This is a genomic window from Micromonospora sp. NPDC002575, from assembly GCF_042889525.1.
GTDB lineage: Bacteria > Actinomycetota > Actinomycetes > Mycobacteriales > Micromonosporaceae > Micromonospora > Micromonospora carbonacea.
Window position 1 is genome coordinate 45,018 of the sequence record NZ_JBIARA010000008.1, and the last position, 25,460, is coordinate 70,477.

Genomic DNA, 25,460 nt, shown 5'->3' on the forward strand with positions numbered 1-25,460 from the left:
TTCATGCGGTGCCGCCGGGGCGGCGGGGAGGGATACGTCGGGCGCGGCTGCGGCGGGCGGCGGCCCGCAGCGCGGCGCGGGCCAGCTCCGGCCGGTCCGCCGCGCCGTCGAGGTGCGCGGCGAGGGCCCGGACGGTGGGGTGGCGGAACAGGTCGAGCATCGCGATCGACCGGCCGGTGGCGGCGGTCAGCCGGGCGTGCACGGCGGCCAGGGCGAGCGAGTGCCCGCCGATGTCGAAGAAGTTGTCGGTCACGCCGACGCGGTCGCGGCCGAGGACCTCCCGCCAGATGCCGGCGACCAGCTCCTCGGTGTCGGTGAGCGCGTCGGGCCCCGCCGGCAGCGCCACCGGCCGGGCGGGCTCGGCGGACGCGGCGACGGTCATCGCGCCGAGCCCGGCGGTGCGCACCGTCGGCCGGGGCAGCTCGGCGGCCACCTCCCCGGCCGGGGACTGCGGCGCGGCGGCCAGCGCGCCGACGAGGGCGGCCAGGTCGGCCAGCAGCGCCTCGACGCGGTCGGCGTCGAACAGGTCGGGGTTGAACACCACCTCGACGCCGAGCCGGCCCGGCCCGTCCGCCCCGGCGACCGCCCGCTCCACCACGTAGACGGTGAGGTCGAACGGCGAGCCCGGCTTCGGCACCGGCACCGGCCCGCCGGCCAGCCCGGGCAACGCCAACCGGGGCTCGGCGAAGTTGAGCACGTTGAACAGCACCTGCACCAGCGGGGCGCGGGAGGTGTCCCGGCCCACGCCGAGGGCCTCCACGATCCGCTCCAGCGGCGCGCCGGGGTGGGCGGTGGCGTCGTGCAGCTCGGCGGCGCACCGGTCGACCAGCTCGGCGAAGCTCGCCCCGGCCGTGCGGACCCGCACCGGGACGGTGTCGATGAAGAACCCGACGACGTCGTCGAACGCGGCCAGCCGCCGGTCGGCGACGATCGCGCCGACGACGTGGTCGTCGCCGCCGGTGAGCCGGGTCAGCAGCTCGCCGAACCCGGCCAGCAGCACCGCCGCCACGGTCGTCGAGCGGCGCTCGGCCAGCGCCCGCACCGCCCGGTCGGCCCCGGCGGAGAACGTGACGGCGGCCTCCACCCCGGCGTACGTCTGCACGGCGGGGCGGGGCCGGTCGCGGGGCAGCTCCAGCACGGTCGGCGCGCCGGCCAGGTGCGCGGTCCACCAGGCGAGGTCGGCGTCGCCCCGGCGGCGGTCCCGCTCGGCCCGCCACACGGCGTAGTCGGCGTAGCGGGCCGCCGGGGCGGGCAGCGTCGCCTCGGCGCCGGCCACCGCGCGGGCGTACGCGACGGCGAGGTCGGCGTAGAACACCGCCTCGGACCAGCCGTCGAACACGGCGTGGTGCCAGGTGACGGCGAGCACGTGCTCGGCCGGGCCGAGCCGGTAGACGGTCACCTGCCAGGGCGGGCCGGTGGCCAGGTCGAACGCGTGGGCCGCCCCGTCGGCGAGCATCCGGGCCAGCTCGGCGTCGGGGTCGTCGCCGCCGGTCAGGTCCACCACGGGCACCGCCACGTCGGTGGGCTCCGCGCAGACCGCGTAGGGCACCCCGGCGGTCTGCGGGATGCGCCAGCGCAGCACGTCGTGCCGCTCGGCCACCGCCCGCAGGGCCGCGCCGAGGGCCGGCACGTCCAGCTCGCCGCGCAGCCGGTGGGCCACCGCGATGTTGTACGGCGCGCTGCTCGGCGCGAGCTGGTCGACGAACCACAGCCGCCGCTGCGGCGGGGACAGCGTCGGCGGGTTGCCGGTGGTCAGCCCGTCCCCGGCGTCAGGGGCGGCGGCGGTGATCCGCTGCACCAGGCCGGCGAGGGTGCGGCCGGCGAACACGTCCCGGGTGTCCACGGCGCGGCCGAGCTCGGCGCGCAGCGCCGCCACCAGCCGCATCGCGGCGATGGAGTTGCCACCGGCGGCAAGGAAGTCGGTGTCGGGGCCGGGAGCCGCGCCGAGCAGCCGCGCCCACACCCGGGCCACCGCCCGGGTGACCGGGTCGCCGCCGGCCGGGCCGTCGACGTCGGCGGGCCCGGGCGCGGACCGGGCGGCGGCAGCCAGGGCCCGCAGCGCCGGCCGGTCCAGCTTCCCGGTGGTCGGGCTGACCGGCAGCTCCGCCAGGCGCAGCACCCGGGCGGGGCGCATCGCGGCGGTCAGCCTCGGCTCGGCGTACGCGCGCAGCGCCGCGTCGTCGGGGGCGTCGGCGGGGGTGAGGAACGCGACCAGCTCGGCACCGGCAGGTCCGTCGACGGCCTCCGCCACCACCCGGTCGACGCCGGGCAGCCCGGCGAGGACGGCCTCGACCTCGCCCAGCTCGATGCGCTGCCCCCTGATCTTCACCTGCCGGTCGGCCCGGCCGAGGTAGACGATCCGCCCGTCGGGGGCCTGGGTGACCAGGTCGCCGGTGCGGTACAGCCGCTCGCCGGGCAGGCCGGAGAACGGGTCGGGCACGAACCGCTCGGCGGTCAGGCCGGGCCGGTTGAGGTATCCGTCGGCCAGGCCGGGGCCGCCGATCAGCAGCTCGCCGGTCTCGCCGGGCGGCACGGGGCGCAGGTCGGCGTCGACGACGTACGCCCGGTGGTTGGGCAGCGGCCGGCCGATCGGCACCGGGTCGGTCTCGGCGGCGGTCAGCTCGGCGGTGACGGCCAGCACGGTGGTCTCGGTGGGGCCGTAGCCATTGACGAAACGCCGGCCGGGGGCCCAGCGGGCGGCCAGCTCGGCGGGCACGGCCTCGCCGCCGCAGAGCACGGTGCGCCAGCCGGGCAGCTCGGCCGGGTCCAGCATGGACAGCACGGTCGGGGTGATGAAGCCCCAGTTGACCTCGTGGGCGGCGACGAACCGGGCCAGCCGCGCCGGGTCGGACCGGTCGTCGACGCCGACGAGCTGCACCGTGCCGCCGAGCAGCAGCGGCACGAACAGGTCCATCGTGGCGGCGTCGAAGCCGAGGGAGGCGATGCCGAGGCTGCGCACCGACGCGTCCGCGCCGGTCAGGGCCGCGCAGCCGGTGACGAACTCGACGACGTTGCGGTGGGTGGTGAGCACGCCCTTGGGCCGGCCGGTGGAGCCGGAGGTGAACAGCACGTACGCGGGGTCGCCGGGCCGGGCCGGGCAGGGGGCCAGCGGCGCGGGGCCGGGCAGCCCGAGCGCCGTCACGCCGGGAACGTCCCCGAACTCGGCCTCGGCGGCGTCGCCGACGACGACGCGCACCCCGGCGTCGGCGGCGATCTCCCGCAGCCGGCGGCGGGGGCCGCCGGGCTCCAGCGGCACGTAGCACGCGCCGGCGAGCAGCACGCCGAGAACCGTCACCACCAGGTCCGGCCGGCGGTGCCCGCACACCCCGACCCGGCTGTGCCGGCCGACGCCGCGCTCGCGCAGCGCGGCGGCCACCCCGGCGGCCCGGCCGACCAGCTCCCGGTAGGTGAGCCGCTCGTCCCACTGCCGCACCGCCACCGCGCCGGGGGTCCGCGCGGCCTGCGCGGCGACCAGCTCGGCGACCGTCGCGTCGGGCCACGGCAGCGGCTCGCCGTGCGCGGCGCTGATGGACAGGATGTCGGTCACCCGTGTTCCCCCCGGTAGGTGGCTGGATCGGTGATCTGCAGGCGCAGCTCGCTGACGTAGCCGCGCCCGGCGGCGTCGGCCACCCAGGCGTCGGCGGGGGCCGGCAGCAGCTCGCTGACGGTGAGCGTGACGGCCGGGTCGGTGCGGGCGGCGGCGTCGGCCATGGCGCACAGCGACTGGGCGTACAGCGGGCCGGTGAGGTCGACGTAGCAGGGCTTGACCTCGGTGCCGACCTTCACGAAGACCCGCTCGGGCAGGCCGAGGCGGGCCCGCCAGCGGCGCACCGCGAGGTAGCGCGCGGACTCGCCGGCGGCCCCGGCCAGGCCGCTGTCGGCGACCGTGGTGCGCCAGGTGCGCCGGGCCACCACCAGCCGGTCGATGGTGATCCGGGGCGTCGTCGGCGCGGGGGCGAGCAGCTTGAAGCTGTCCAGCAGCAGCGCGCCGAGGAGGTTGGCGAACACCTCGACCAGCGGCCAGCGGGCCCCGTCGGGCAGCACCGCGACGAGCCGGCCGGCGACGGACTCGACCCGTACGGCGCTCGCGGCGACCAGGTCGGTGACGTCCGCGCCCCGGGCCGTGTCGACGCCGACCTGCCGGTCGGCCGGGCCCCGCAGGTGCCAGGTGGTGCGGGTGGTCTGCCGGGGGAACCCGACCGGCGGCAGCAGCCGCAGCCGGGCCGGGCCCAGGTCGGCGTCCACGGCGGCGCGCAGCGCGGCCGGGTCGGGGTGGAACGGGGCGAACACGGCGCTGTCGAACGGCGTGGTCGCCGGGTGCAGCTCGCCCAGGACGAGCTGGAACTCCCCGGCGTTGAGCGCGTCGACGCCGGCCGCGGCGACCTGCACGTCGGGGCTGTGCACGCGGGCGGTGGGCCAGCCCGGCGCGGCGGCGGGGAACAGCGCCTCGGCCGGCCCGGCCAGGTCGGCGCTGCGCAGCCGCAGCTCCGGTTGGTCGGCGGCGACGTCGGCGAGCCCGAACAGCTCGGCCCAGCGGGCGGTGAAGCCGGCGCTGGCCACGGCGACGGGGCCGTCCGGGGCGAGGATGAGCCCCTGCGCGAGGGACCACATGTCGGCCAGCCGCACCGGCCCGTCGGCGGCCAGCTCGGCGTGCAGCTCGCCGAGGACCCGCTCGCAGGCCGCGCCGATCTCGGCGGTCAGCCAGCGGGCGGCCCGCAGCACGATCGCCAGGGGCGCGGCGAGGGCGTCGAGGACGGCCGACCCGACGGCGAACTCCAGGTTCCGCGTCGTCTCCTCGTAGACGACGGTGCGGCCCGTGTACATCTGCCCGCCGTGCCGGGTCGCCGGCTCCCCGGTGGCGGCGGTGAACGCGGCGTTGAGGGCGGCGAGGGCGGCGGCGAGCCGGTCGGGGTCGCCGGCGGCGGCGGCCACGGCGTCGCGGGCGGCGGTGAGCCGGTCGAGGCCGGCGGCCAGGTCGGCGCGCAGCTCCGGGTCGCCGACGGCGGCGATCCGCGCGGCGAGCACCCGCACCGCCCGCGGGTTGTTGGGCAGGCCGGCGTCCCAGGTCAGCAGGCCCCGCTCGACGAGCCGGTCGAGCAGCAGGTAGCCGTCGTCGGCGCGGCGCAGGCCGGCGTCGCCGTCGGCGCACAGCCGCGCCACGATCTCCCGGGCGGGGGTGCGGCCGTCGCAGCCGGCGAGCAGCCGGGCCTCCACGGCGGTCAGCTCCACCGCCGGGGCCAGCGGCGGGCACAGCCGGCGGCCGTCGAGCCGCAGGTGGGGCGGCAGCACCGGGGCCCACCAGCGGCGTACCGCCGGGTCGGCGGCGAGCCGGTCGGCGTACGCGGCGAGCGCCCACGCCTCCAGGTGCACCTCGCGGCGGGCGACCAGCCCCGGGCCGGGGGTCAGCCGGGTGTGCGGGGTGTCCGGGTCGAAGGTGCCCCAGCAGACCGGGCCGAAGAAGCCGATGGTCTCGGCCTTGCCGCAGTAGCGCTGCCAATAGCGCAGCACCGCGATCTCCCGCTTGCGGCGGGGCTTGTTGCGCACGGCCGGGTCGGTGCGCAGCAGCCCGTCGAGGGCGACGAGCATCTCCGGGTTCTGCCAGGTAACCGCCTCCCGCACTCCCGGGTCGGCGCAGATCCCGGCGAGCGCGGCGGAGGAGCGGGCCAGGGCGGCGGCCAGCTCCTTGTCGTACCCCTCGGTGGTGGCCTCGCCGGCCAGCAGCGCGTCGGCCGCCGCGGCGGCCTCGGGCGCGGCGAGCAGGTCGAGGCCGGCGGCGGGGAACCCGGCGGTACGCAGCAGCACGTCCCGCCACACCGACCAGCCGGTGTCGCCGAGTGGCAGCAGGTGGCTCACGGCGCGGCCCGCCACTGGTCGTCGACGATGTGCAGCCGCAGCTCGCTGAAGTAGCGGCGGCCGGCGGCGTCGGGCACCCACGCGTCCTCGGGTGTCGGCAGCATCTCGCTGACGGTCAGCGACACCGCGTCGCCGCCGTCGGTGCGGGCGGCCCGCACCATCGCGGCGAACATGGCGGCGTACGCGGGGCTGGACAGGTCGACGAAGCAGGGCTTGGTCTCGGTGCCGAGCTTGACGTAGACCCGCTCGGGCAGGCCGAGGTCACGCCGCCAGCGGCGCACGGCGAGGAACCGGTCCCGCTCGGCGGTGACGTCGGCCAGGCCGCTCTCCCCCACTGTGGTACGCCACGTCTGCCGGGCCACCACCAGCCGGTCCAGCGTGATCCGGGGCGTGTACGGGGCGGCGGCGACCAGCTTGAACCCGTCGACGGCGTGGGCGCTGAGCAGCCCGGCGAACACCTCGGTCAGCGGCCAGCGCGCCCCGTCGCGGGCGGTGACGACGAGCCGGCCGTCCTCGTCGGAGACGGTGAGGTCGACGGTGGGCAGCACCCGGTCGGGGTCGACACCGGGGGCGGGCAGGAACGCGAGCTGTCGGTCGGTGGGGCCGGTCAGCGCCTCGGCGGTGCGGCTGGTGCGCCGGGGCCAGTCGGCGGGGAACAGCAGCCGGATCCGGTGCTCGCCGAGGTCGGCGGCGAGCGCCGCGCGCAGCCGCGCCACGTCCGGATGGGACGGGGTGAACACCTGGCAGTCGAAGGACGGCCAGGCGGCGTGCAGCTCGCCGAGCACGGCGGTGTAGTCGCCCCGGGCGAGGGCGTCGGCGTCGGCGGCGCAGAGCTGGAGGTCGGGGCTGTGCAGCCGGCCGCTGGTCCAGTCGCTGGGCCGGTCGGGGAACACCTGCGCGACCCGGTCGGCCAGGTCGGCGACGGCCAGCCGCACCTCGGTGGCGCCCTCGGGCAGGTCGGCGAGGCCGAACAGGCCCGCCCAGCGGGCGGCGAACTCGGCGGCGACGGCGTCGACGGGCCGCTCGCCGGCGCCCCAGAACAGGCCCTGCACGAGGAACCACAGGTCGGCCAGACCGACGGGGCCGTCCCCGGCGTCGGCGCGCAGCTCGTCGTAGAGGTCGCGGAACGTCGCCCCGTACGCCTGCTCCAGCTCGCCGGCCAGCCACCGGGCGGCCCGCAGCAGCACGGCGAGGGGTGCGGCGAGGTCGGCCAGCAGCGGCGCGCCGAAGCTCACGTCGAGGTCGCGGGCGGTATCCTCGTAGCAGAGGGTGCGGCCGGCGTACATCTGGCCGGCGCGGCGGCGGGCGGGCTGGCCGGTCAGCTCGGTGAACGTGGCGTCGAGCCGGTCGAGGGCGGCGCGCAGCCGGTCGGGGTCGCCGGCGGCGTCGGCCACCTCGTCGCGGGCGGCGCGCAGGCGGTCGAGGCCGGCGCGGGCGGCGAGCCGGGCCGGCTCGTCGCCGATGGCGTCGATGCGGGCCGCGAGGGCCGCCTCGGCGTCGGGTGCGACGGGCAGGTTGGCGTCCCAGGTGATCAGCTCCCGCTCGACGAGGCGGTCGAGCAGGGCGTACCCGTCGTCGGGGCGGCGCAGCCCGATCGCCGGGTCGGCGACCAGGTCGCGGGCGCTGCGGTGGCCGTCGGCGGCGGCGAGCAGGGCCGCCTCGACGGGGGTGAGGGTGACCGGCGGTCGGCCGGGGCGCAGCACCGACCGGTCGCGCAGGCTCAGGTGCGGCTGGAGCAGCGGCGGCCACCACTGCCGCACGGCCAGGTCCGCGCCGACGCGGTCGGCGTACGCGGACAGCGCCCACGACTCGAACCACACCCAGCGCCGCCGGGTCAGGGCCGGGCCGGGGCGCACCCGCGCGGTGTCGGCCTGCCCGGGGTCGAGGGTGACCCAGCAGCTCGGGCCGAAGAACCCGACGGTCTCGTTCTTGCCGCAGTAGCGCTGCCAGTACTTCAGCAGGGCCCGCTCGCGGTCGCGGCGGCGCACGTTGCGGGGCGCGTCGGCGTCGGCGCGGGCCAGCCCGTCGAGGGCGAGCAGGGCGTTGCGGTTCTGCCAGGTGACGGCCTCGCGCAGCAGCGGGTCGGCGGCCAGCTCGTTGAGCCGGCCGGCGGCGGCGGTGAGCGCCTCGGCGAACTCCTTGTCGAACCGTTCCGCGCCGTCGCCGGTGGCGAGGAGGTCGTCGGCCGCCGCGGCGGCCTGCGGCGCGGACAGCACGGTGAGCCCGTCGGCGGGGAACCCGGTGGTACGCAGGATCGCGTCGCGCCACACCGACCAGCCGGTGTCGCCCAGCGGCACCCGGTGCGCGCCGGCCTCGTCGGCCCCGTCCCCCGTCGTGGCGGTCGCCTGCTCCGCCGGGCCGTCCGGGGCCGGCACGGTCCCGTGTGCGCCGGCGACCCGGACGGCGGCGGCGCCCCGCAGGGCGTCGGTGAGGTCGGCGCGGATCGCGGCGACCAGCTCGGGCAGGCGCTCGTGCAGGAAGAAGTGCCCGCCGTCGATCTCGTGCAGGGTGAACCCGGCGGCGGTGTGCCGCTCCCAGGCGGCGTTCTGCGCGGGGCTGACCGCCCGGTCGGACCGGCCGCTGAACGCGACCACCGGCACCGGCAGCGGCTCGCCCGGGACGTACCGGTAGCTGTCGACCCGGCCGAAGTCGGCGCGCAGCAGCGGCAGCAGCAGCTCCACCAGCTCGGGGTGGGCCAGCACCTCCGGCGGCAGCCCGCCGCCGTCGCCGAGGCGGCGCAGCAGCTCCTCGTCGTCCACCGTGGACAGCCCGTCGAACAGGCTCGCGTCGTCGACGTGCGGGGCGCGCGCCCCGCCAACGTACAGCCGCAGCGGCAGCGGCCCGCCGGTGCGGCGCAGCTCGCGGACCACCTCGAAGCCGACCCGCCCGCCCATCGAGTGGCCGTAGATCGCGTACGGGCGGTCGACCCGCCCGGCGATCGCGGCGGCGACGTCGGGGACGGTGAAGTTCGGGTCCTCGCTGATCCGGTTCTCCCGCCCGGGAAGCTGCACCGGCAGCACCTCGACGTCCGCGCCGAAGGCCCGCTGCCAGTCGCGGAACGCGCTGGCCCCGGCCCCGGCGTAGGGCAGGCAGAACAACCGCACCGGCGCCTGGGGTCGGCTTCCGGCGGAGAGGAACCAGTTCACCGCGCGCCTTTCTGAGGGGGGTCGATCCAGTGCCGCTGACGTTGGAAGGGGTACGTGGGCAGCCCGGTGCGCCGCACGCCGCCCTCGGGGTGCAGGGCCGCCCAGTCGACGTCGCGGCCGGCGACCCAGTCGAGGGCCACGTCCCGCAGCTCGCCGTCCGGTCCGGCGACCCGGGCGTCGGCGGCGGGCAGCTCGGCCGGCCCGGCGGCGGGCAGCTCGGCCGGGCCGGCGGCGGCGGGCAGCTCGTCCAAGCCGACGGAGTCGAGCAGCTCGTCCAGGCCGGCGAGGGCGGCGGCGAGGTCGGTGGCGACGACCGCCGCCCGGCAGCCGAACTCCCGGCGGCCCAACGCGAGGGTGGCGGCCACCTCGGCCAACGCCGGGGACGCCCCGGCCAGGTGCTGCCGCAGCCGGCGCAGCGCCGCCCGCAGCGCCACGGGGGTACGCGCCGACACCGGCAGCAGGTGCGCGACCGCGTCCGGGGCGGCGGCTGCATCGGGGTCCCCGGCGTCGACGGGGGGCGGCTGCTCGACGACGACGTGGGCGTTGGTGCCGCCGAGCCCGAACGAGCTGACCCCGGCCACCCGGCGGGCGGCCTGCGGCCAGTCCCGGGCCTTCGTCGGCACGTAGAACGGGCCGCCGGCCAGGTCGATCTCGGGGTGCGGGCGGGTGAAGTGCAGGTTCGGCGGGATGACACCGTGCTGGACGGCGAGCACCGCCTTGATCAGGCCGGCGATGCCGGCGGCGGCGTCGAGGTGGCCGATGTTGGTCTTCACCGAGCCGAGCGCGCAGCTCTCGGCGGGCGCGGCGCCCCCGTACACCTCGTGCAGGGCGGCGACCTCCAGGGCGTCGCCGAGCGGCGTGCCGCTGCCGTGCGCCTCGATGAGGCGTACCTCGCCGGGGTCGACCTCGGCGGCGGCGAGCGCGCCGGCCACGGCGGCGGCCTGCCCCGACGGCCCCGGGACCGCGAAGCCGGCCCGGTCCGCGCCGTCGTTGCTGACCGCCCAGCCGGGCAGCACCGCGTAGATCCGGTCCCCGTCGGCCTGCGCGTCGGCGAGCCGGCGCAGCGCGACGACCCCGACGCCGGAGCCGAAGCCGGAGCCGTTGGCGGCCTCGTCGAAGGCGCGGCACCGCCCGTCCGGGGACGCCATGCCGCCGGGGGTGTGCCGGTAGCGGGGCCAGGTCACGTTGACCCCGCCGGCCAGGGCGATGTCGCACTGGTAGTCGGCGAGACTCTGGGCGGCGACGCAGACCGCGACCAGCGAGCTGGAGCAGGCGCTCTGCACGGCCAGCGCCGGCCCGGTGAGCCCGAGGCGGTAGGCGACCTGGCCGGGCAGGTGGTCGGTGAACTGCCGGCCGACCAGCCGGGCCTCCCAGTCGTCGGGGTCGACATCGCCGACGACCGCCGGGTTGTCCATCAGGTGGAACAGGAAGTAGCGGTTGGCGGAGGTGGCGGCGTAGACGCCGACCAGGCCGGGGAACCGGGACGGGTCGTGCCCGGCGTCTTCGAGGGCCTCCCACGCCGTCTCCAGGAACAGCCGGTGCTGCGGGTCGGTGCGGGCGGCCTCCTGCGCGCCGAAGGCGAAGAAGTCGGCGTCGAAGTCGGCCACGCCGTCGAGCCGGCCGGCGGCCCGCACGTGCCGGGGGTCGGCGAGCAGCCGGGGGCCGATGCCCAGCGCGGCCAGCTCCTCGTCGGTGTGGTCGTGGATGGCGTCGACGCCGGCGCAGAGGTTCCACCAGAAGGTGGCGGGGTCGGGCGCGCCGGGGAAGCGGCCGGCGAGCCCGACGACGACGATCTCGTCGCCGGTGTACTCGCGGGCGGCCGTGGCCGGCGCGGCCGGCGCCGGCCCCACGGGCGCGCGGTCAGGCGCGGCCGGCGCGTCGACCAGGCGGGCCTGTGCCTCGATCGTCGGGTTCTCGAACAGCCGCAGCAGGGGCACCCGCACCCCGAACCGGGCGGCGAGCCGCTGCTGTACCACGCCGAGCAGCAGTGACTGGCCGCCGACGTCGAAGAAGCCGGCGGTGCGGGCGACCGCCTCGCGGCCCAGCACGGCGCACCAGATGTCGTGCACGGCCCGCTCGGTGGCGGTGGCCGGCGCCTGGTCGGCCGCCTCCGCTGCGGCGGTGGCTTCGGCGGCCGGGTCGGGCAGCGCCCGCTCGTCGATCTTGCCGGTGACGGTGAGCGGGAACTCGTCGACCACGACGACGGCCCGGGGCAGGGCGTAGTCCGGCAGCCGCCGGGCGAGGGCGGCGCGCAGGGCCGCCGGGTCGAGGACCCCGCCGGCCGGGCGGGCGTACGCGATCAGCTCGCCGCCGCGGGCGATCGCCCGGACCGCGCCGACGCCCGGGCAGGCGGCGAGGACGGCCTCGATCTCGGTCAGCTCGACGCGGAACCCGCGCACCTTGACCTGCCGGTCGAGCCGGCCGAGGCAGACGAGGTCGCCGCCGGGCAGCCGCGCCCCGAGGTCCCCGGTCCGGTACGACCACACCCCGTCGCCGTCGCGGGCGAACCGGTCGTCGGCGCGGTCGAGGTAACCGGGCGCGACGTGCCGCCCCCGCACGACGATCTCCCCGGTGGCGTTGGTGTCGGCGCTGTCGCCGGCGGCTTCGGCTGTGTCGGCGGCGACTTCGCCGGTCTCGGCGGTGGCCAGGTGCAGCTCGTAGCCGGGCAGCGCGCTGCCGATCGGCAGCGGGCCGGTGGCGGCCGGGTCGGCGTCGGCCAGCGGCAGCGCGTACCGGGCGGCGAACGTCATCTCGGTCGCGCCGTACCCGTTGACCAGCACGCAGCCCGGGGCGAACCGGTCCCGGCCCCGGGCGGCGTCGGCGTGGGTGGCCTGCTCGCCGCCGAGCAGCACCGCCCGGACGCTGGTGAGCCGCCGGTCGCCGAGGGCGTCGAGCAGGAACCGGTAGACGGTCGGGGTGGAGTGGTAGACGGTGACCCGGTGCCGGTCGAGCTGGTCGACGGCGTGGGCCAGCCCGTGCCGGCGCAGGTCGACGGGGACGACGGCGGCCCCGGTGAGCAGCGCCGGGTACAGGTCGGGGATGGCCGCGTCGAAGCTGAACGAGGCGAGCAGGCTGAGCCGGTCGTCGGGGCCGATGCCGAGGGTGGTGATCTGGTTGTCGACGACGTGGGCGAGGTTGCGGTGGGTCTGCCCGACGGCCTTCGGCAGCCCGGTCGAGCCGGAGGTGAACAGCACGTAGGCGAGGGCGTCGGGGTCGACCGGCACGGGGCGCAGCGGGGCGGGGGTGACCACGTCGGTGGTCAGCACGACGGTCCGAGAAGGGTCGACCGGTCCCTGGTGCTCGGGGCCGGGCCGGCCGGCGGCTTCCTGACCCTCGGCGCTTTCCTGGCGCTCGGCGGTCAGCCGGTCGGCCAGGTCCCGGTGCTCGGGCGCGGTCAGCACGGCGCGCACCCGCGCGGCGGCGAGCATGTGGCGCAGCCGGTCGGCGGGGAAGCCCGGATCCAGCGGCACGTACGCGGCCCCGGCGGCGAGCGCGCCGAGGATCGCGGCGACGGTGGGCGCGCCGTGCGGGGTCAGCAGGGCCACCCGGTCGCCGGGGCGGACCCCGGCGGCGGCGAGCAGCGCGGCGTGGCCGCCCGCCGAGGCGGCGAGGCTCGCGTAGCTGACCGATTGGCCGTCGCCGAGCAGGGCCGGTCGGTCGGCGAAAGTCGCCGAACGGTCAGCGAAACGATAAATGATGTTGTATATTTCCATGTCAGTGGGCGCGGGTCGTCGCCGCGCCGACGGGCGCGCAGCATCCAAGCATCGTGATCACGATCCCCCCCAGGACTTCACAATGGATGCAGCATAGGACTCGATGCCTGGGCGGCAAGATCATCAATCAGAGTCGGACCGAACAGCCGACGGACGCGACCCGGGACGGCCGGCAAGATTCACCCGATCATCCCCCTAGCGCGCACATGAGTTTCAGCTTAGGGATGTACCAGCAAGTAATCTTGCGGCCAAAGCACCTGGTGACCGTTGATTTTCCTATGTGGGCGGTCCTTAACGGCAGCTCAGGAAGGGCGATGCCGGGCGGGCCCGGACGCCTGTCATCGTACGCCGAAACGGGGCCCGGACGGGCCCCGCCGCATTCCGCGTCGGCCAAGCCCGCCGGCCTCTGCCCGTCGGGGCACCAAGGAGACCTCGGCCCCGAACCCTGGCCACCTCCGCGACACGACACGCCGACGCGATTCCACCGCAACCGGCCACCGAACGCCCACCCGGCGCCACCAGCCCCAAGCCACGCGCGCCCAGGCCGACGGGATCAGGGCCACCCCGGACACTCGTGCGCCCCCACCACCGCCACGCTGGGAGGCACCCGAACGCGATCGAGAGACCTAGGCACGAAACGGCCCCCAGAGGGACCGAAACCTACCAAGATCTATTGATACTCCACGGGTGTCGGCCGTCGGGTCGCGTCGTGTCGGCTCGACGCACGGGTTGGGGCGGAACTGGTCAGCCGACAGGACCGATCCGCTGGGCGAGATGCACGAACCCGGCCCAGGCGTCCGGCGCGAAGGTCAGCGTGCCGCCGTCACGGTCCTTCGTGTCCCGGACGAGAACGACACCAGGCAGGTTGTCGGCGACCTCGACACACGCACCGCCGTTGTTGCCGCTCCTCGTGCTCTTGCGCCACCGAGCCTGGCTCATGTCCATGATGCCGCTGCTTTCCTGATGAGTTCGAGGGACTGCGCCCGCGGCAGGGCGTCACCACAGATGCGAGCCCACCGCCGATCCAGCGTAGCAAGGTCAGCCGCCTGTTCGAGGATCTGCGCGTGGGCCTGACCATCCACGTGGAGGAGCCGCGCGCCGCCGTCCAGCTCGGCGAGGATGAACGGCCCACCGAGCCCGGCATACATGCCTACGTTTCCAGGAACGACATGGACTTGCACGAACGGCAGGGTCGCGCAGTCCGCCAGATGCTCGCACTGGTCGCGCATCATGGACCGGTCCCCGCCAGCCGTGCGCCTGAGCACCATCTCATCGATGACCGCGACCAGCAGCATAGGCGGGTCGCGGCGCAGGACCGCCTGGCGAGCCAGACGAGCGGCGACGAGTCGGTCGACCTCACCACTGGACAACGCCTCACCCGCGAGGGTGGCTCGCGCGTACGCCTCGGTCTGAAGTAGGCCCGGGACCCAGGCCAGCTCGAACCATCGCAGCGAGAGCGCCTCGCGCTCGACGTCGGCCCACCGCCGGAACCACGTCGGCTCGCGCCGCTTGCCGACCTCCGGCCACAACTCCGAGACTTCTCGCCCGAGCAGGGCGGCAGCCTTGGCCCGGTGGCGGGACTGCGGGACATGTCCGGGATTTGCCCACCGCCCTGCCGTCTTCGGATCCACACCTACCTGAGCTGCAAGGGCTTCGGCAGTCAGACCGGCAGTAGCCATCGCCTCGATAACCGCGTGGTTCATCCGGCTTCCTTTCTGGATTGTCCCGTGCACCTCGAATCCATCGAGCTACAGGGTGTATTTGTCTCACAACCCTCAGCAAACTGGTGTCAGGTCGGCGCCGGTCGGTCGACAAACGTCTCGACCCGTGTTCGCCGAGGGGGCCGTCCCGGCCCTAACGCACCAGCCGGGCGGGCGGCCCCCTCTCCACTACTCCACTGCCGACACGCACTGAGGGAGAGCCATGCACCACCGACGAGCACGTGACCGGGCGAGCCGCCTCGCGCACGGCGGCGCCGATGCGTCGCGTACCCCGATCGAGGGCCGGCGGAAGAACGGGGGCCGCTGGTGACGCCGGCGCTCGCGCTGGAGCGGCACTGCGCGGCCGGGCCCGCCTGGCGGTGCGAGGCCGACGGCGAGCCCTTCCCCTACTCCGCGTGGCGCAGCCTGCCCCTGGACGACCACCTGCGCGGCGCGCTGCTGGCGGGCTTCACGCTCTTCCTGGGCCCGGCGATCCGCGACCTGCGGGGGCGGCCCGAGGGCCCGACGCCGCCGCAGATCGTCCGGCGGTTCCTGTGGTTCCTGCCGCTGACCGACGAGGAGGCGCGGGCGACCGCGCTGCGGTACCGCTGATGTCGGGCGGCCCGCACCTGCCGATGCGTCCCCTCTGGCGGTGTCGCCGCTGCGGGGCCCCGTGGCCGTGCGGCCCGGCGCGGCTGTCGCTGCTCGTCGAGTACCAGGGCGACCGCACTGCCCTGCTGTTCTACCTGGCGCTGCTCATGCAGGAGGCGACGGCGCACCTGACGGAGCTGAACCCGGCGCGCCCGCCGGGCGACCTGACCAACCGCTTCCTGTCCTGGGTACGCGCGCCGCGACCGCCCTCCTGATCCCCCGTCCCGGGCCGGTCAGCGCCCCCGATCCGCGCCCCCGGATAACGGAGTCGACGGCGGGCCGCGCCGGTGGGAGCATCACCCCGTGGTACCACTGCGGATCATCAGAGGCGACGCCACCAGTCCGCAGGCCAAGGGGTCGAAGATCATCGCCCACGTGTGCAACGACATCGGCGGGTGGGGCAAGGGCTTCGTCCTGGCCGTCTCCCGCCGGTGGCCGGAGCCCGAACGCGCCTACCGGCGGTGGCACCGCGAGCGCTCCAGCAACGACTTCGGCCTCGGCGCCACCCAGTTGGTCCAGGTCCGGCCCGACACCTGGGTGGCCAACATGGTCGCCCAGCGCGGCGTCCGCACCGGCAGCAACGGGCCCCCGATCCGGTACGACGCCGTCGAGCGCTGCCTCGACGCCGTCGCCGCGCACGCCACGCGGCTCTCCGCCAGCGTCCACCTGCCGCGCATCGGCTGCGGCCTGGCCGGCGGCCGGTGGGAGCGCATCGAGCCCCTCGTCGTCGCGGCCCTGTGTGCACGCGACGTCACCACCACCGTCTACGACCACGACTGATCGGTGGCCGCCGGTCCGGACATGTCCGGGCGCCCAGCCATAATGCCCCCGTGTCGCATGCCGATCTCACGTTGTCCACCTGGTGGGGCCTGTCCGACGAGGCCGCGGCCCGCACCGCCGCCGCCATCGCGCGCAGCACCGGAACCCGCCTCACCGGCGTCGGGCCGCACTCGTACGGCGGCCGGGTCGGGCGGGTCGCGTTCTTCGACCGCGACGGCGCCGGCTACGCCCTCGTGCCGGGCGGCACCGTGCGGCTCGGGCACGACCCCGACCGCTTCGTTCCCGATGCCCGGATGCGCGCCGACTTCGCCCAGGCGAGCACGGAGTGGGCCCTCACCGAGCCGCTCGACCGTTTCCTGGCCGAGGTGACCTCGCCGCCGCGCCGCGTGTCGCTGCCGGCCCGCCTCGTCGCGGTCCGCTCCGTGGAGGCCGACGCGCTGCTGCCCGCCGACGACGAGGACGATCCCGAGGACGAGGGCGAGGACCAGACGGAGGACGAGGACCAGACCGAGGACGACGAGGACGGCCACGCGTGGCTGATGGCCGGGCTCGACCGCCTCGGGCTGCGACCGCCGACTCCCGACGAATGGGAGCACGCGTGCGGGGCCGGTGCCACCAGCCTGTTCCGGTGGGGCGACGGCTATCCCGAGGGCCCGCCCTACGGCACGGTGCCGCTCATCCAGGAGCCGAACCTGTTCGGCCTGGTCATCGGCGACGACCCGTACCGCGCCGAGTTCACCGCCGATCCGGCGGTCCTGTGCGGCGGCGACGGCGGCGCGGCGCTCTGCGGCGGCTACGGCAGCTTCCTGAGCTGGATCGTCCTCGCCACCGCCTACCGGGAGCGGGAGCTGGCGGCGACCGTGCGCGACGGCGGCCTGACCGGGGAGACGCCGGTGCGTCCCGTCGCGTCGATCCCCTGAGCCGGGCCGCCGTCCGGGGCGCGGGCTGTCGCCGCGCCCCGGCGCGCCGGGTCAGCCGGCGCAGCACTCGTCCGCGCCGGAGTCCACGGTGACCAGTGGCAGCGCGGTGAGCAGCCCGCCGGGCAGGCCGGTGGCCAGTCCCCGGGCGGCCGGCTGCGGGGCGGGGCCGCAGCAGCCCTGCCCGTCGACGGCGTCGGCCGGGTCGCTGCTGCACACCCCGGTCTCGGGCAGTTCCAGCCGCACGTCGCGGGCCGCCGCCCAGTCCCCGGCGAGGGCGGCGACGACCGAGCGGACCTGCTCGTAGCCGGTGGCCATGAGGAACGTCGGCGCGCGCCCGTAGCTCTTCATGCCGACCGCGTAGTAGCCGGGCTCGGGGTGGCTCAACTCGTCGACACCGTGCGGCGCGACGGTGCCGCAGGAGTGCTCGTCGGGGTCGATGAGCGGGGCGAGGGCCCGGGTCGCGCCGAGCACCGGGTCGAGGTCGAGGCGCAACTCGGCGGCGATGCCGTGGTCGGGGCGGAAGCCGGTGGCGGCGACGATCCGGTCGGCCGTCACCGCCTGCTGCCCGCCGTCGGGGCGGCGCACGGTGACGGTGACCCGGTCGCCGTCCGGGTCGAGGGCGGATACGGAGAAGCCGGTGAGCAGCCGGATCCGGCCCGCCTCGACGTGGGTGCGCAGCCGGGTGCCGAGGGTGCCCCGGGCGGGCAGCGCGTCGGCGTCGCCGCCGCCGTAGGCGCGGGTCGGCGAGGTCGCGCGGATCGCCCAGGTCACCTGCGTGCCGGGCGCGTCGGCGGCTAACTCGGCGAGGGAGAGCAGGGTGTTGGCGGCGGAGTGGCCGGAGCCGACGACGAGGGTGTGCCGGCCGGCGAACCGGTCGCGGTCCGCGCCGAGCACGTTCGGCAGGGCATGTTCCAGGTACGCCCCGACGGCCGCCTCGCCCCGGGCCGGCAGCCCGGAGGCACCGAGCACGTTCGGGGTGCCCCAGGTGCCCGAGGCGTCGATCACCGCGCGAACCAGCAGTTCCTCGCCGTCGGCGAGCCGGACGAGGAACGGGGTCCGCTCGCGGCCGGCGGTGCGCAGCCGGTCCAGGCCGAGCCGGCTGATGGCCACCACCCGGGAGCGCAGGCGCACCTGTGGCGCGATCTGCGGGAGCTCCGCGAGGGGCCGCAGGTATGCGTCGACCAGCTCGTCGCCGGTGGGCAGCGCGTCGGGATCGGGCTCGGCCCAGCCGCTGTCGGTGAGCAGCCGGCGGGCGGCGGCGTCGACGTCGTAGCGCCAGGGCGAAAAGACGCGCACGTGCCCCCACTCGCGCACGGCCGCGCCGACGCTCTCCCCCGCCTCCAGGACGGTGCAGGGCAGGCCGCGCTCGTGCAGATGCGCGGCGGCGGCGAGGCCGACGGGGCCGGCACCGATCACCACGACGGGCAGGTCGTTCAGGACGGTCACGGGTTCCTCCAGGTAGGTCCGGGCAGCGGGCGGTCAGCCGACGACGGCGCTGCGGCGCTCCAGGAACACCACGTCGCGCCACCGGCCGTGGTGCCGGCCGACCCGCTCCCGCACGCCGACGACCCGGAAGCCGGCGCGCGTGTGCAGGGCGAGGCTGGCGGCGTTCTCGGGGAAGACGCCGGACTGGATGGTCCAGATTCCGGCGGCCTCGGTGCTGGCGATCAGCGCGTCGAGCAGCAGCCGGGCGATCCCTCTGCCCCGGGCCGCCGGGTCGACGTAGACGGAGTGCTCGACCACGCCCGCGTAGACGGGACGGGTCGAGGTGGGTGACACCGCGACCCAGCCGAGCACGGTGTCGGCGTCGTCGTTGACGGCGACGAGGCGGTGGGCTGGCAGCCGGGCCGCGTCGAACGCCGCCCAGGTGGGGGCGACGGTCTCGAAGCTGGCGTCGCCGCCGTCGAGGCCGGCCTTATAGATGGCGAGGACCCGTGCGGCGTCGGCGGCGGTCATGGCCCGGATCATCAACTCGACCCCCTGTCTCGACAACCATCGAAACAGAGGCTTGCACGGTGATTAGACGTCCGTCAACCTAGAGCGATGTCGAAACAAGCCTCGGACCTGACCGCCGCGCCCTGCTGCGCGCCCCTCACGCGGCGTCGGGTGCCGACCGGGGCGGCCGTGGCGCTCGCCCCGGCGTTCAAGGCGCTCGGCGACCCGGTGCGGCTGCAACTGCTGTCAATGATCGCCTCCGCCGAGGGCGGCGAGATCTGCGTCTGCGACCTCACCCCGGCCTTCGACCTGACCGGGCCGACGATCTCCCACCATCTCAGGGTGCTGCGCGAGGCGGGCCTGGTCGACGCCGAGCGACGCGGCACCTGGGTCTGGTACCGGGCCCGACCGGCGATGCTGGGCCAGCTCGCGGTCCTGCTCACCGTCGAGCCGGCCGCCAGCGAAGCCGAGGCCGCCCCAGCCGCCGGGACTCCCCGGGCATGCGCGTGAGCACCGCTCACGCCGACGCCGCCGGGACTACGGTGGCCGCCCGGCTGTCCCGCCTCGACCGGCTCCTGCCCGTCTGGATCGGCCTGGCCATGGCCGCCGGCCTGCTGCTCGGCCGGGCCGTGCCGGGCCTGGACAGGGCGCTCGACGCGGTGCGGCTCGGCGGCATCTCCCTGCCGATCGCACTCGGCCTGCTGGTCATGATGTATCCGGTGCTGGCCAAGGTCCGCTACGACCGCCTCGGCACGGTCACCGACGACCGCCGGCTCCTGTTCTCCTCGCTGGCGCTCAACTGGATCGTCGGCCCCGCGCTGATGTTCGCCCTCGCCTGGATCTTCCTGGCCGACCAGCCCGCGTACCGCACCGGGCTGATCATCGTCGGCCTGGCCCGCTGCATCGCCATGGTGATCATCTGGAACGACCTGGCCTGCGGCGACCGGGAGGCCGCCGCCGTGCTGGTCGCCCTGAACTCGGTCTTCCAGGTGCTCGCGTTCGGGCTGCTCGGCTGGTTCTATCTGGCCGTGCTGCCCGACTGGCTCGGGCTGCCCGGTGCCGAGCTGGCGGTCTCGGGCTGGGACATCGCCCGCAACGTGCTCATCTTCCTCGGAGTGCCGCTGCTCGCCGGCTGGCTCACCCGCCGCCTCGGCGAGCGCGCCCGGGGCCGTGAATGGTACGAGTCGCGTCTCCTGCCCCGGATCGGGCCCGCCGCCCTGTACGGGCTGCTGTTCACCATCGTCGTGCTCTTCGCGTTGCAGGGCGACGCGATCACCGGCCGGCCGCTCGACGTGGCCCGCATCGCGGTGCCGCTGCTGGTCTACTTCGCGCTCATGTGGGCCGGGGCGTACCTGCTCGGCCGGGCGGTCGGCCTCGGCTACGCCCGCACCACCACCCTCGCCTTCACCGCCGCCGGCAACAACTTCGAGCTGGCCATCGCCGTGGCCATCGGCACCTTCGGCGTCGCCTCCGGCCAGGCTCTCGCCGGGGTCGTCGGCCCGCTGATCGAGGTGCCCGTCCTCGTCGGCCTGGTCTACGTCTCGCTGTGGCTGCGCCGGCACTCCACCCACTGACCCACCACCTCGGAGGAGACCGCCGTGGCCGACAAGCCCAGCGTCCTGTTCGTCTGCGTGCACAACGCGGGCCGCTCCCAGATGGCCGCCGGCTGGCTGCGCCACCTCGCGGGCGACGCCGTCGAGGTCCGTTCCGCCGGCTCCGCCCCCGCCGAGACGGTCAACCCGGCCGCCGTCGAGGCCATGGCCGAGGTGGGCATCGACATCACCGACCAATGGCCCAGACTCCTGGAGCACGCCACCGCCGAGTCCTCCGACGTGATCGTCACCATGGGCTGCGGCGACGCCTGTCCCGTCTTCCCCGGCAAGCGCTACGAGGACTGGAAGCTCGACGACCCGGCCGGGCAGGGGGTCGAGGCCGTCCGGCCGATCCGCGACGAGATTCGCGCCCGGGTGCAGGCGCTGCTGCGCGAGCTGCTCCCTGCCCGGTGACCGGCAGGTCAGGATTCGGCGAGGACGTCGAGCAGCAGCGCGGCGGTCCAGCCGAACGCGGGCGAGCCGAGCCCCGCCCCGGTGTCGGGGTGGAAGTATTCGTGGCAGCCGGCGGTCGCGACGAGGTCGATCATCGAGTCGCGCAGCCCGGCGGCCAGGTCGAACCGGTGGTGGGCGCGCAGCCCCCGCCACAGCAGCCAGTTGAGGTTCTGCCAGCTCGGGCCCCGCCAGTAGCGCAGCGGCTCGAAGTCCGGCGCGGTGCGGTCGTGGCTGGGCAGCGGCCGGTCCATCCGCGCCGTCAGCCCGAACCGGGGCGAGCACGCCTCGGCGAGCAGCGCCGCGACCAGCCGGGCGGGCAGGCCGGGCAGCGCCAGGGGCATGAGGCCGAGCGCGGTGCGGGCCGGCACGAGCCGGCCGGTGCGCAGGTCCCGGGGGTGGAAGGCGCCGCCGACCGGGTCGTACAGCCGGTCCACCAGGGCGGCGGTGATGCGGGCCGCGCGCTCGCGGTGCGGACCCGGGTCGCCGCCGGTCTCGCGGGCGATCGCGGCGAGCGCGTGCTCGGCGAGCCCCAGCGCCGTGTTCATCAGCGGGCACTCCACCAGGAACGGGTGCCGCCCGCCCAGCCCGTCGTCGCGGTAGCCGCCGCCGCGGTAGGCGTCGACCAGCGCGACGTAACGCGCGTAGTCCAGGTCCGTGGGGCGGTGCGCGGCGTCGGCGTGCACGGTGTCGTGCCGCCGGTACGCCCGCATGACCGCCACGTCGGCGGGCACCGCGGCCAGCGGCCGGTCCCAGGCGGGGCTGTTGTCCAGCCCCGACTCCCACGGGTGCACGATGCAGGCGAGCCCGGCCCCGCCGACGTCGCGCCGCCCGGTGAGGTAGCGCTGCCAGGCGACCAGCCGGGGGTAGAGCCAGGCCAGCTCGGCCCGGCTGCGCTCCGACGGCGCGCGTCGGTGCACCAGCCACGCGGCGAGGGCGTGCACGGGCGGCTGGACGATGCCGGAGGTGGCCACGGCGGGCGCGCCGGCCGCCCGCGCGGAGTCCCAGAACTCGGGCCCCGGGAAGTAGGACCCGGCGGGCAGGGCGGGGTTGAACACGATGTGCGGCACCCGCCCGTCGGCCCACTGGGCGGCGAACAGGGCGCGCAGCTCCCGCCACGCCCGGTCGGGGCGCACGTGGGCCAGCCCGACGGCGACGAACGCCGAGTCCCAGCTCCACTGGTGCGGGTAGAGGGTGCGGGACGGGACGGTGTGGTCGTGTTCCCAGTTGCCGTCGAGGGTGTCCACCGCCAGCCGCCACAGCGCGCCCGCCTCCCGGGCGCGGGCCGGCGCGCCGCCGCCGGCGGTGGTGCCGGTGCTCACGCGGCCATCCGCCGGGGCTCGGCGTGCCGCAGCACGGTGACCGCCTGTTGCAGCGCCTGCACCGGCTCGCCGCGCAGCCGGCACCCCAGCGCCAGCCAGCCGGGGTAGCCGAGGTCGCGCAGGGTGCGCACCAGCGCCGGCCAGTCCAGGTGGCCGGCGCCGGGTTGGTGCCGGTTGGTGTCGCTGACCTGCACGTGCCCGAGGTAGGGGGCGGCGGCCCGCAGGGCGGCGTGCACGTCGTCCTCCTCGATGTTCATGTGGAACGTGTCCGCGGCCACCCGCACCGAGGGCAGGCCGACGGCGGCGCAGAGCGCCACCGCCTCGTCGAGCCGGTTGACCATGTGGTCCTCGTACCGGTTGCGCGGTTCGAGGAACAGGGTGACGCCCTCGGCGCGGGCGTGTTCGCCCAGGGCTCCGAGGGCGTCCAGGAGGACCCGCCGGTCGCCGGCCGGCGGGCGGGGCGGTTCGAACGGCGGCAGCCCGCGGGAGAGCGTCGCCCGGGCGGCGGGAGTCGTCACCCCGATGCCGCCCAGCTCGGCGACGACGGAGAGCTGGGAGCGCAGGTTGCGTACGGCGTCGGCGGAGCGCTCGGGGTCGGAGTCGCCGATGAGGTGGTCCATCTCGACGCGGACGGTCGGCATGACCACCCCGGCGGCGCGGGCCCGGCGCAGCTCCGGCAGCCGGCGGGCGAGGGCCAGCTCGCCCCGGCCGCGCAGCTCGATGCCGGCGAACCCGAGCGCGGCGGCGAGGGCGTGCTTGCGGATCAGGTCGTCGCCGGGGAGCAACTGCTCCTGGCAGGCCAGCGGAATGGTCATGGGAACCTCAACACGGCGTGCGGGACGTCGGCGTCACCGTCGTCGGGCAGCGGGTGGACCGCGTCGGCGGGGAACACCGCCGCGGCCCGGCGACCCCAGCCGGCCCGGCCGGGGTGTCGCCCGACCACGCCGGGCGCGACCACGGGGCTGGTCCGTCGGGGGCCCGACGAGTGGGAGAAACCCAGTCGACCATGAGTCACATCCCGGCAGCAACGAGACCCAGTGTAGAACAAAAAATCGGCATATGTCTTGTTATTGATCAATCAAATGCCCTTCATGCCGTTAGCGGCACCGAGCCGGAGAAGGGATCACCCCGAGCGCCACGGATCGGCTCGGCTAGCGTGGGGCGATGGCACACCAGACCCGCTGGGTGACCGACACCGGTCCCGAGCACTCGCAGTGGTACGTCGACCGGTTCCGCCGGCTGGCGGCCGAGGGCGCCGACCTGGCCGGCGAGGCCCGGCTGCTGGACGCGATGGTGCCGCCGCGCGCCCGCGTGCTCGACGCCGGCTGCGGCACCGGCCGGGTCGGCGCGGCGCTGCACGCCCGGGGCCACACGGTGGTGGGCGTCGACGCCGACCCGGTGCTGGTCGAGGCGGCCGGCGTCGACCATCCCGGCCCCCGCTGGCTGGTCGGTGACCTGGCCGAGCTGGACCTGGCGGCGGCCGGGGAGCCCGAGCCGTTCGACGCCGCCGTGCTGGCCGGCAACGTGATGGCGTTCGTCGCGCCCGGCACCGAACGGCAGGTGCTCGGCCGGGTCGCCGCGCACGTGCGCCCCGACGGCGCGGTCGTCGTCGGCTTCGGCACCGACCGGGGCTACCGGCTCACCGACTTCGACGCCGACGCGGTCGCCGCCGGCCTGCGCCTGGAGCACCGCTTCGCCACCTGGGACCTGCGGCCGTGGCGCGACGACGCGGACTTCGCGGTCACCGTGCTGCGCCGCCCCGCCTGACCGGCCTCCCCCGCGCTCGCCCGCCAAGCCGACGCCCACCGCCAAGCCGACGCTCGCCGCCGGGCCCGCGCTCACCGCCGGGGCGGGGTGAGAGGGGGACCCTGCTCTACCGTAGGCGTTAACAGGGGGCCCTTCCTTAAGCGCCGGCCGAGCGGGCCGCCGCCGGGTCGAGCGGGCTGCCGGCCGACACGAGACTCACCAAGCCGGCGGGCAGCCGGACGGGGCGCACGTCGCGGTAGCCGAGCATGCCGAGCACGGCGGGGTCGGCCAGCACGTACCGGCGGCCGAGGTCGGTGACCACGCAGAGCGCGCCGCCGGTGGCGCCCGGGGCGGCGACCGACTCCACCACCGCGCCGTGCCCGGGCTCGACCACGACGTGGTCGGCGACCGCCGTCCCGCCCGACGCCTGCGGGCTGTCCGACAGGTCGGGCAGGGTCGCGCCCAGCCGCACGTCGCCCACCCCCGCGTCGTCGCCGACCCGGACGCACAGCGCCCCCGGGTCGGCCGCGGCGAGCCGGGGCGGGGCCGGCGGCGGGGCGGTGGGCCCGGTCGGCACCAGGTCCGGCAGCTTCGGCAGGGCGGCGAACCGGCCGAGGGTCATCGCCTCCGGCTCGCCCTGGCCGGTGCGGGCCAGCAGCAGGCTGGCCTGCAACTCGGTGATGCCGGCGAGGCCGCCGGTGAGGGCGACGGCGTGCTGGCTGCCGCCGCCGGAGTTGCGGACCAGGAAGACGTCGCCGACGCTCGCGCCGGGCACCCGGGGCGAGGGTTGGCCAAGGCCGGGCAGGTCGAGCGGGGCGAGGTCGGCCCCGGCCGGGAGGCTGTTGATCAGGGCGGGCGCTGCCGGCACCGCCCGCTGCCGGGTGGCGGCGAGCGCGGCGAGCACCCGGCCGGTGTCGCGCAGCAGGTAGCGGCGGGCGTGCCAGACCAGGTGCAGCCCGCCGTCCGGGTGTTGCAGCAGGATCGCGTCGTCGCCCAGGGCCCGGCCGCCGGTGGCTGTCGTGCCGATCAGCACGGCCGACCGGACAGCGGCGGGCTCGGCCCCGGCGGCGGCGCGCTCGGCCCCCGGGGCGGCCGAGCAGACCGTCCACCCGGCGGTGGACAGCCGGGCCCGGTCGGGCAGCGAGTCGGGGGCGTCGGGGATGCCCAGCGGCAGCCCGCGCGGCACCCCCTCGATCGACCGGCGGGAGACCAGCACGGTCTTCGCCCGCTCGGCGCCGATGATCAGCAGCGCGGAGGCGTAGTTGAGCACCGGGTGCAGCTTCTGCTCGCGGTAGACGAACCGGGCGCCGGACTCCTTCTCCACGATCACCGCGCCGGCGTCGCGCCACTTGGTGCCGCCGCCGGCGAACAGCCCGTAGAGGGCGAAGCCGCCGAGGGCGATCGCGGCGACCAGGACACTGGCCAGCCCGGCACCGGCCAGCCGCCGAAACGGCGACCGCGCGGGGTCGGTCTCCCGCATGACCAGGGCGGCGACCGCCCGCTGCACGGTGAACTGGTATGAGTGAAGCTGGTCCTGCCGCGACGGCATGCGTCCCCTCCGACGGGTCGGTCGGGGCACAGGATAGACGCTGCGTCGACACCCCGGAGACCCTCCGCCACCGGGCGCGCGGCCCGTTGCGGTCGCGGTCTCC

19 protein-coding genes are annotated in these 25,460 nt (G+C 76.4%); 8 read left to right on the top strand and 11 right to left on the bottom strand.

Features of this window, described 5'->3' with window-relative positions; translation table 11 throughout:
- Position 1 precedes the first annotated feature (1 nt).
- From ACFYWL_RS14425 to ACFYWL_RS14450, 6 genes are all read right to left on the bottom strand, one after another.
- Positions 2-3,547, bottom strand: a complete 3,546-nt coding sequence (locus ACFYWL_RS14425) for an amino acid adenylation domain-containing protein (RefSeq protein WP_386972117.1) — start codon at positions 3,545-3,547, stop codon at positions 2-4.
- Positions 3,544-5,853: a lantibiotic dehydratase gene (locus ACFYWL_RS14430; RefSeq protein ID WP_386972120.1), complete on the bottom strand. Its 2,310-nt coding sequence runs from the start codon at positions 5,851-5,853 to the stop codon at positions 3,544-3,546. The genes ACFYWL_RS14425 and ACFYWL_RS14430 overlap by 4 nt, the downstream gene beginning before the upstream one ends.
- Entirely contained in the window at positions 5,850-8,999 is a 3,150-nt protein-coding gene (locus tag ACFYWL_RS14435; protein ID WP_386972123.1) for a thioesterase domain-containing protein, read from the bottom strand. The genes ACFYWL_RS14430 and ACFYWL_RS14435 overlap by 4 nt, the downstream gene beginning before the upstream one ends.
- Positions 8,996-12,712: an amino acid adenylation domain-containing protein gene (locus ACFYWL_RS14440; protein ID WP_386972126.1), complete on the bottom strand. Its 3,717-nt coding sequence runs from the start codon at positions 12,710-12,712 to the stop codon at positions 8,996-8,998. Before ACFYWL_RS14440 ends, ACFYWL_RS14435 begins: the two co-directional genes overlap by 4 nt.
- A gap of 744 nt (positions 12,713-13,456) precedes the next feature.
- A complete protein-coding gene (locus ACFYWL_RS14445) occupies positions 13,457-13,657 on the bottom strand; it encodes a DUF397 domain-containing protein (protein WP_386972129.1) in 201 nt (66 codons plus the stop codon).
- Entirely contained in the window at positions 13,648-14,415 is a 768-nt protein-coding gene (locus ACFYWL_RS14450; RefSeq protein WP_386972132.1) for a Scr1 family TA system antitoxin-like transcriptional regulator, read from the bottom strand. The genes ACFYWL_RS14445 and ACFYWL_RS14450 overlap by 10 nt, the downstream gene beginning before the upstream one ends.
- A gap of 324 nt (positions 14,416-14,739) precedes the next feature.
- On the opposite strand from ACFYWL_RS14450, the gene ACFYWL_RS14455 reads away from it, so the two are divergent.
- The 4 genes from ACFYWL_RS14455 (at position 14,740) to ACFYWL_RS14470 (ending at position 16,763) form a co-directional block, all read left to right on the top strand.
- Positions 14,740-15,024, top strand: coding sequence for a hypothetical protein (locus ACFYWL_RS14455; RefSeq protein ID WP_386972136.1), 285 nt, complete (start codon positions 14,740-14,742; stop codon positions 15,022-15,024).
- Positions 15,024-15,278, top strand: a complete 255-nt coding sequence (locus ACFYWL_RS14460; protein WP_386972138.1) for a flavin reductase — start codon at positions 15,024-15,026, stop codon at positions 15,276-15,278. Before ACFYWL_RS14455 ends, ACFYWL_RS14460 begins: the two co-directional genes overlap by 1 nt.
- Positions 15,279-15,366: 88 nt before the next feature.
- Positions 15,367-15,843, top strand: a complete 477-nt coding sequence (locus ACFYWL_RS14465) for a macro domain-containing protein (protein ID WP_386972141.1) — start codon at positions 15,367-15,369, stop codon at positions 15,841-15,843.
- Between the two features lie 50 nt (positions 15,844-15,893).
- On the top strand, positions 15,894-16,763 hold the full coding sequence (locus ACFYWL_RS14470; RefSeq protein WP_386972144.1) for a hypothetical protein: 870 nt from the start codon (positions 15,894-15,896) through the stop codon (positions 16,761-16,763).
- A gap of 51 nt (positions 16,764-16,814) precedes the next feature.
- Here the strand turns inward: ACFYWL_RS14470 and ACFYWL_RS14475 are convergent, their stop codons facing one another.
- Positions 16,815-18,209, bottom strand: coding sequence for an FAD-dependent oxidoreductase (locus ACFYWL_RS14475; protein ID WP_386972147.1), 1,395 nt, complete (start codon positions 18,207-18,209; stop codon positions 16,815-16,817).
- A 33-nt stretch (positions 18,210-18,242) separates the two neighbouring features.
- Entirely contained in the window at positions 18,243-18,719 is a 477-nt protein-coding gene (locus tag ACFYWL_RS14480; protein WP_386972150.1) for a GNAT family N-acetyltransferase, read from the bottom strand.
- 87 nt (positions 18,720-18,806) lie between these two features.
- On the opposite strand from ACFYWL_RS14480, the gene ACFYWL_RS14485 reads away from it, so the two are divergent.
- The 3 genes from ACFYWL_RS14485 to ACFYWL_RS14495 are packed head-to-tail and all read left to right on the top strand — an operon-like array spanning position 18,807 to position 20,704.
- Complete coding sequence (locus ACFYWL_RS14485; RefSeq protein ID WP_386972153.1) at positions 18,807-19,208, top strand: ArsR/SmtB family transcription factor; 402 nt, start codon at positions 18,807-18,809, stop codon at positions 19,206-19,208.
- Positions 19,205-20,272: an ACR3 family arsenite efflux transporter gene (arsB, locus tag ACFYWL_RS14490; protein ID WP_386972156.1), complete on the top strand. Its 1,068-nt coding sequence runs from the start codon at positions 19,205-19,207 to the stop codon at positions 20,270-20,272. The genes ACFYWL_RS14485 and arsB overlap by 4 nt, the downstream gene beginning before the upstream one ends.
- A gap of 24 nt (positions 20,273-20,296) precedes the next feature.
- Positions 20,297-20,704: an arsenate reductase ArsC gene (locus ACFYWL_RS14495; protein ID WP_386972158.1), complete on the top strand. Its 408-nt coding sequence runs from the start codon at positions 20,297-20,299 to the stop codon at positions 20,702-20,704.
- An 8-nt stretch (positions 20,705-20,712) separates the two neighbouring features.
- On the opposite strand, the gene ACFYWL_RS14500 is transcribed toward ACFYWL_RS14495, so the two are convergent.
- Positions 20,713-22,062: a hypothetical protein gene (locus ACFYWL_RS14500; RefSeq protein WP_386972161.1), complete on the bottom strand. Its 1,350-nt coding sequence runs from the start codon at positions 22,060-22,062 to the stop codon at positions 20,713-20,715.
- On the bottom strand, positions 22,059-22,877 hold the full coding sequence (locus ACFYWL_RS14505; protein WP_386972164.1) for a TIM barrel protein: 819 nt from the start codon (positions 22,875-22,877) through the stop codon (positions 22,059-22,061). The genes ACFYWL_RS14500 and ACFYWL_RS14505 overlap by 4 nt, the downstream gene beginning before the upstream one ends.
- 349 nt (positions 22,878-23,226) lie before the next feature.
- Here ACFYWL_RS14505 and ACFYWL_RS14510 point away from each other — a divergent pair, with 349 nt between their 5' ends.
- Entirely contained in the window at positions 23,227-23,829 is a 603-nt protein-coding gene (locus tag ACFYWL_RS14510) for a class I SAM-dependent methyltransferase (RefSeq protein WP_386972166.1), read from the top strand.
- Between the two features lie 136 nt (positions 23,830-23,965).
- On the opposite strand, the gene eccB is transcribed toward ACFYWL_RS14510, so the two are convergent.
- Positions 23,966-25,357: a type VII secretion protein EccB gene (gene eccB / locus ACFYWL_RS14515; RefSeq protein WP_386972169.1), complete on the bottom strand. Its 1,392-nt coding sequence runs from the start codon at positions 25,355-25,357 to the stop codon at positions 23,966-23,968.
- Positions 25,358-25,460 lie beyond the last annotated feature (103 nt).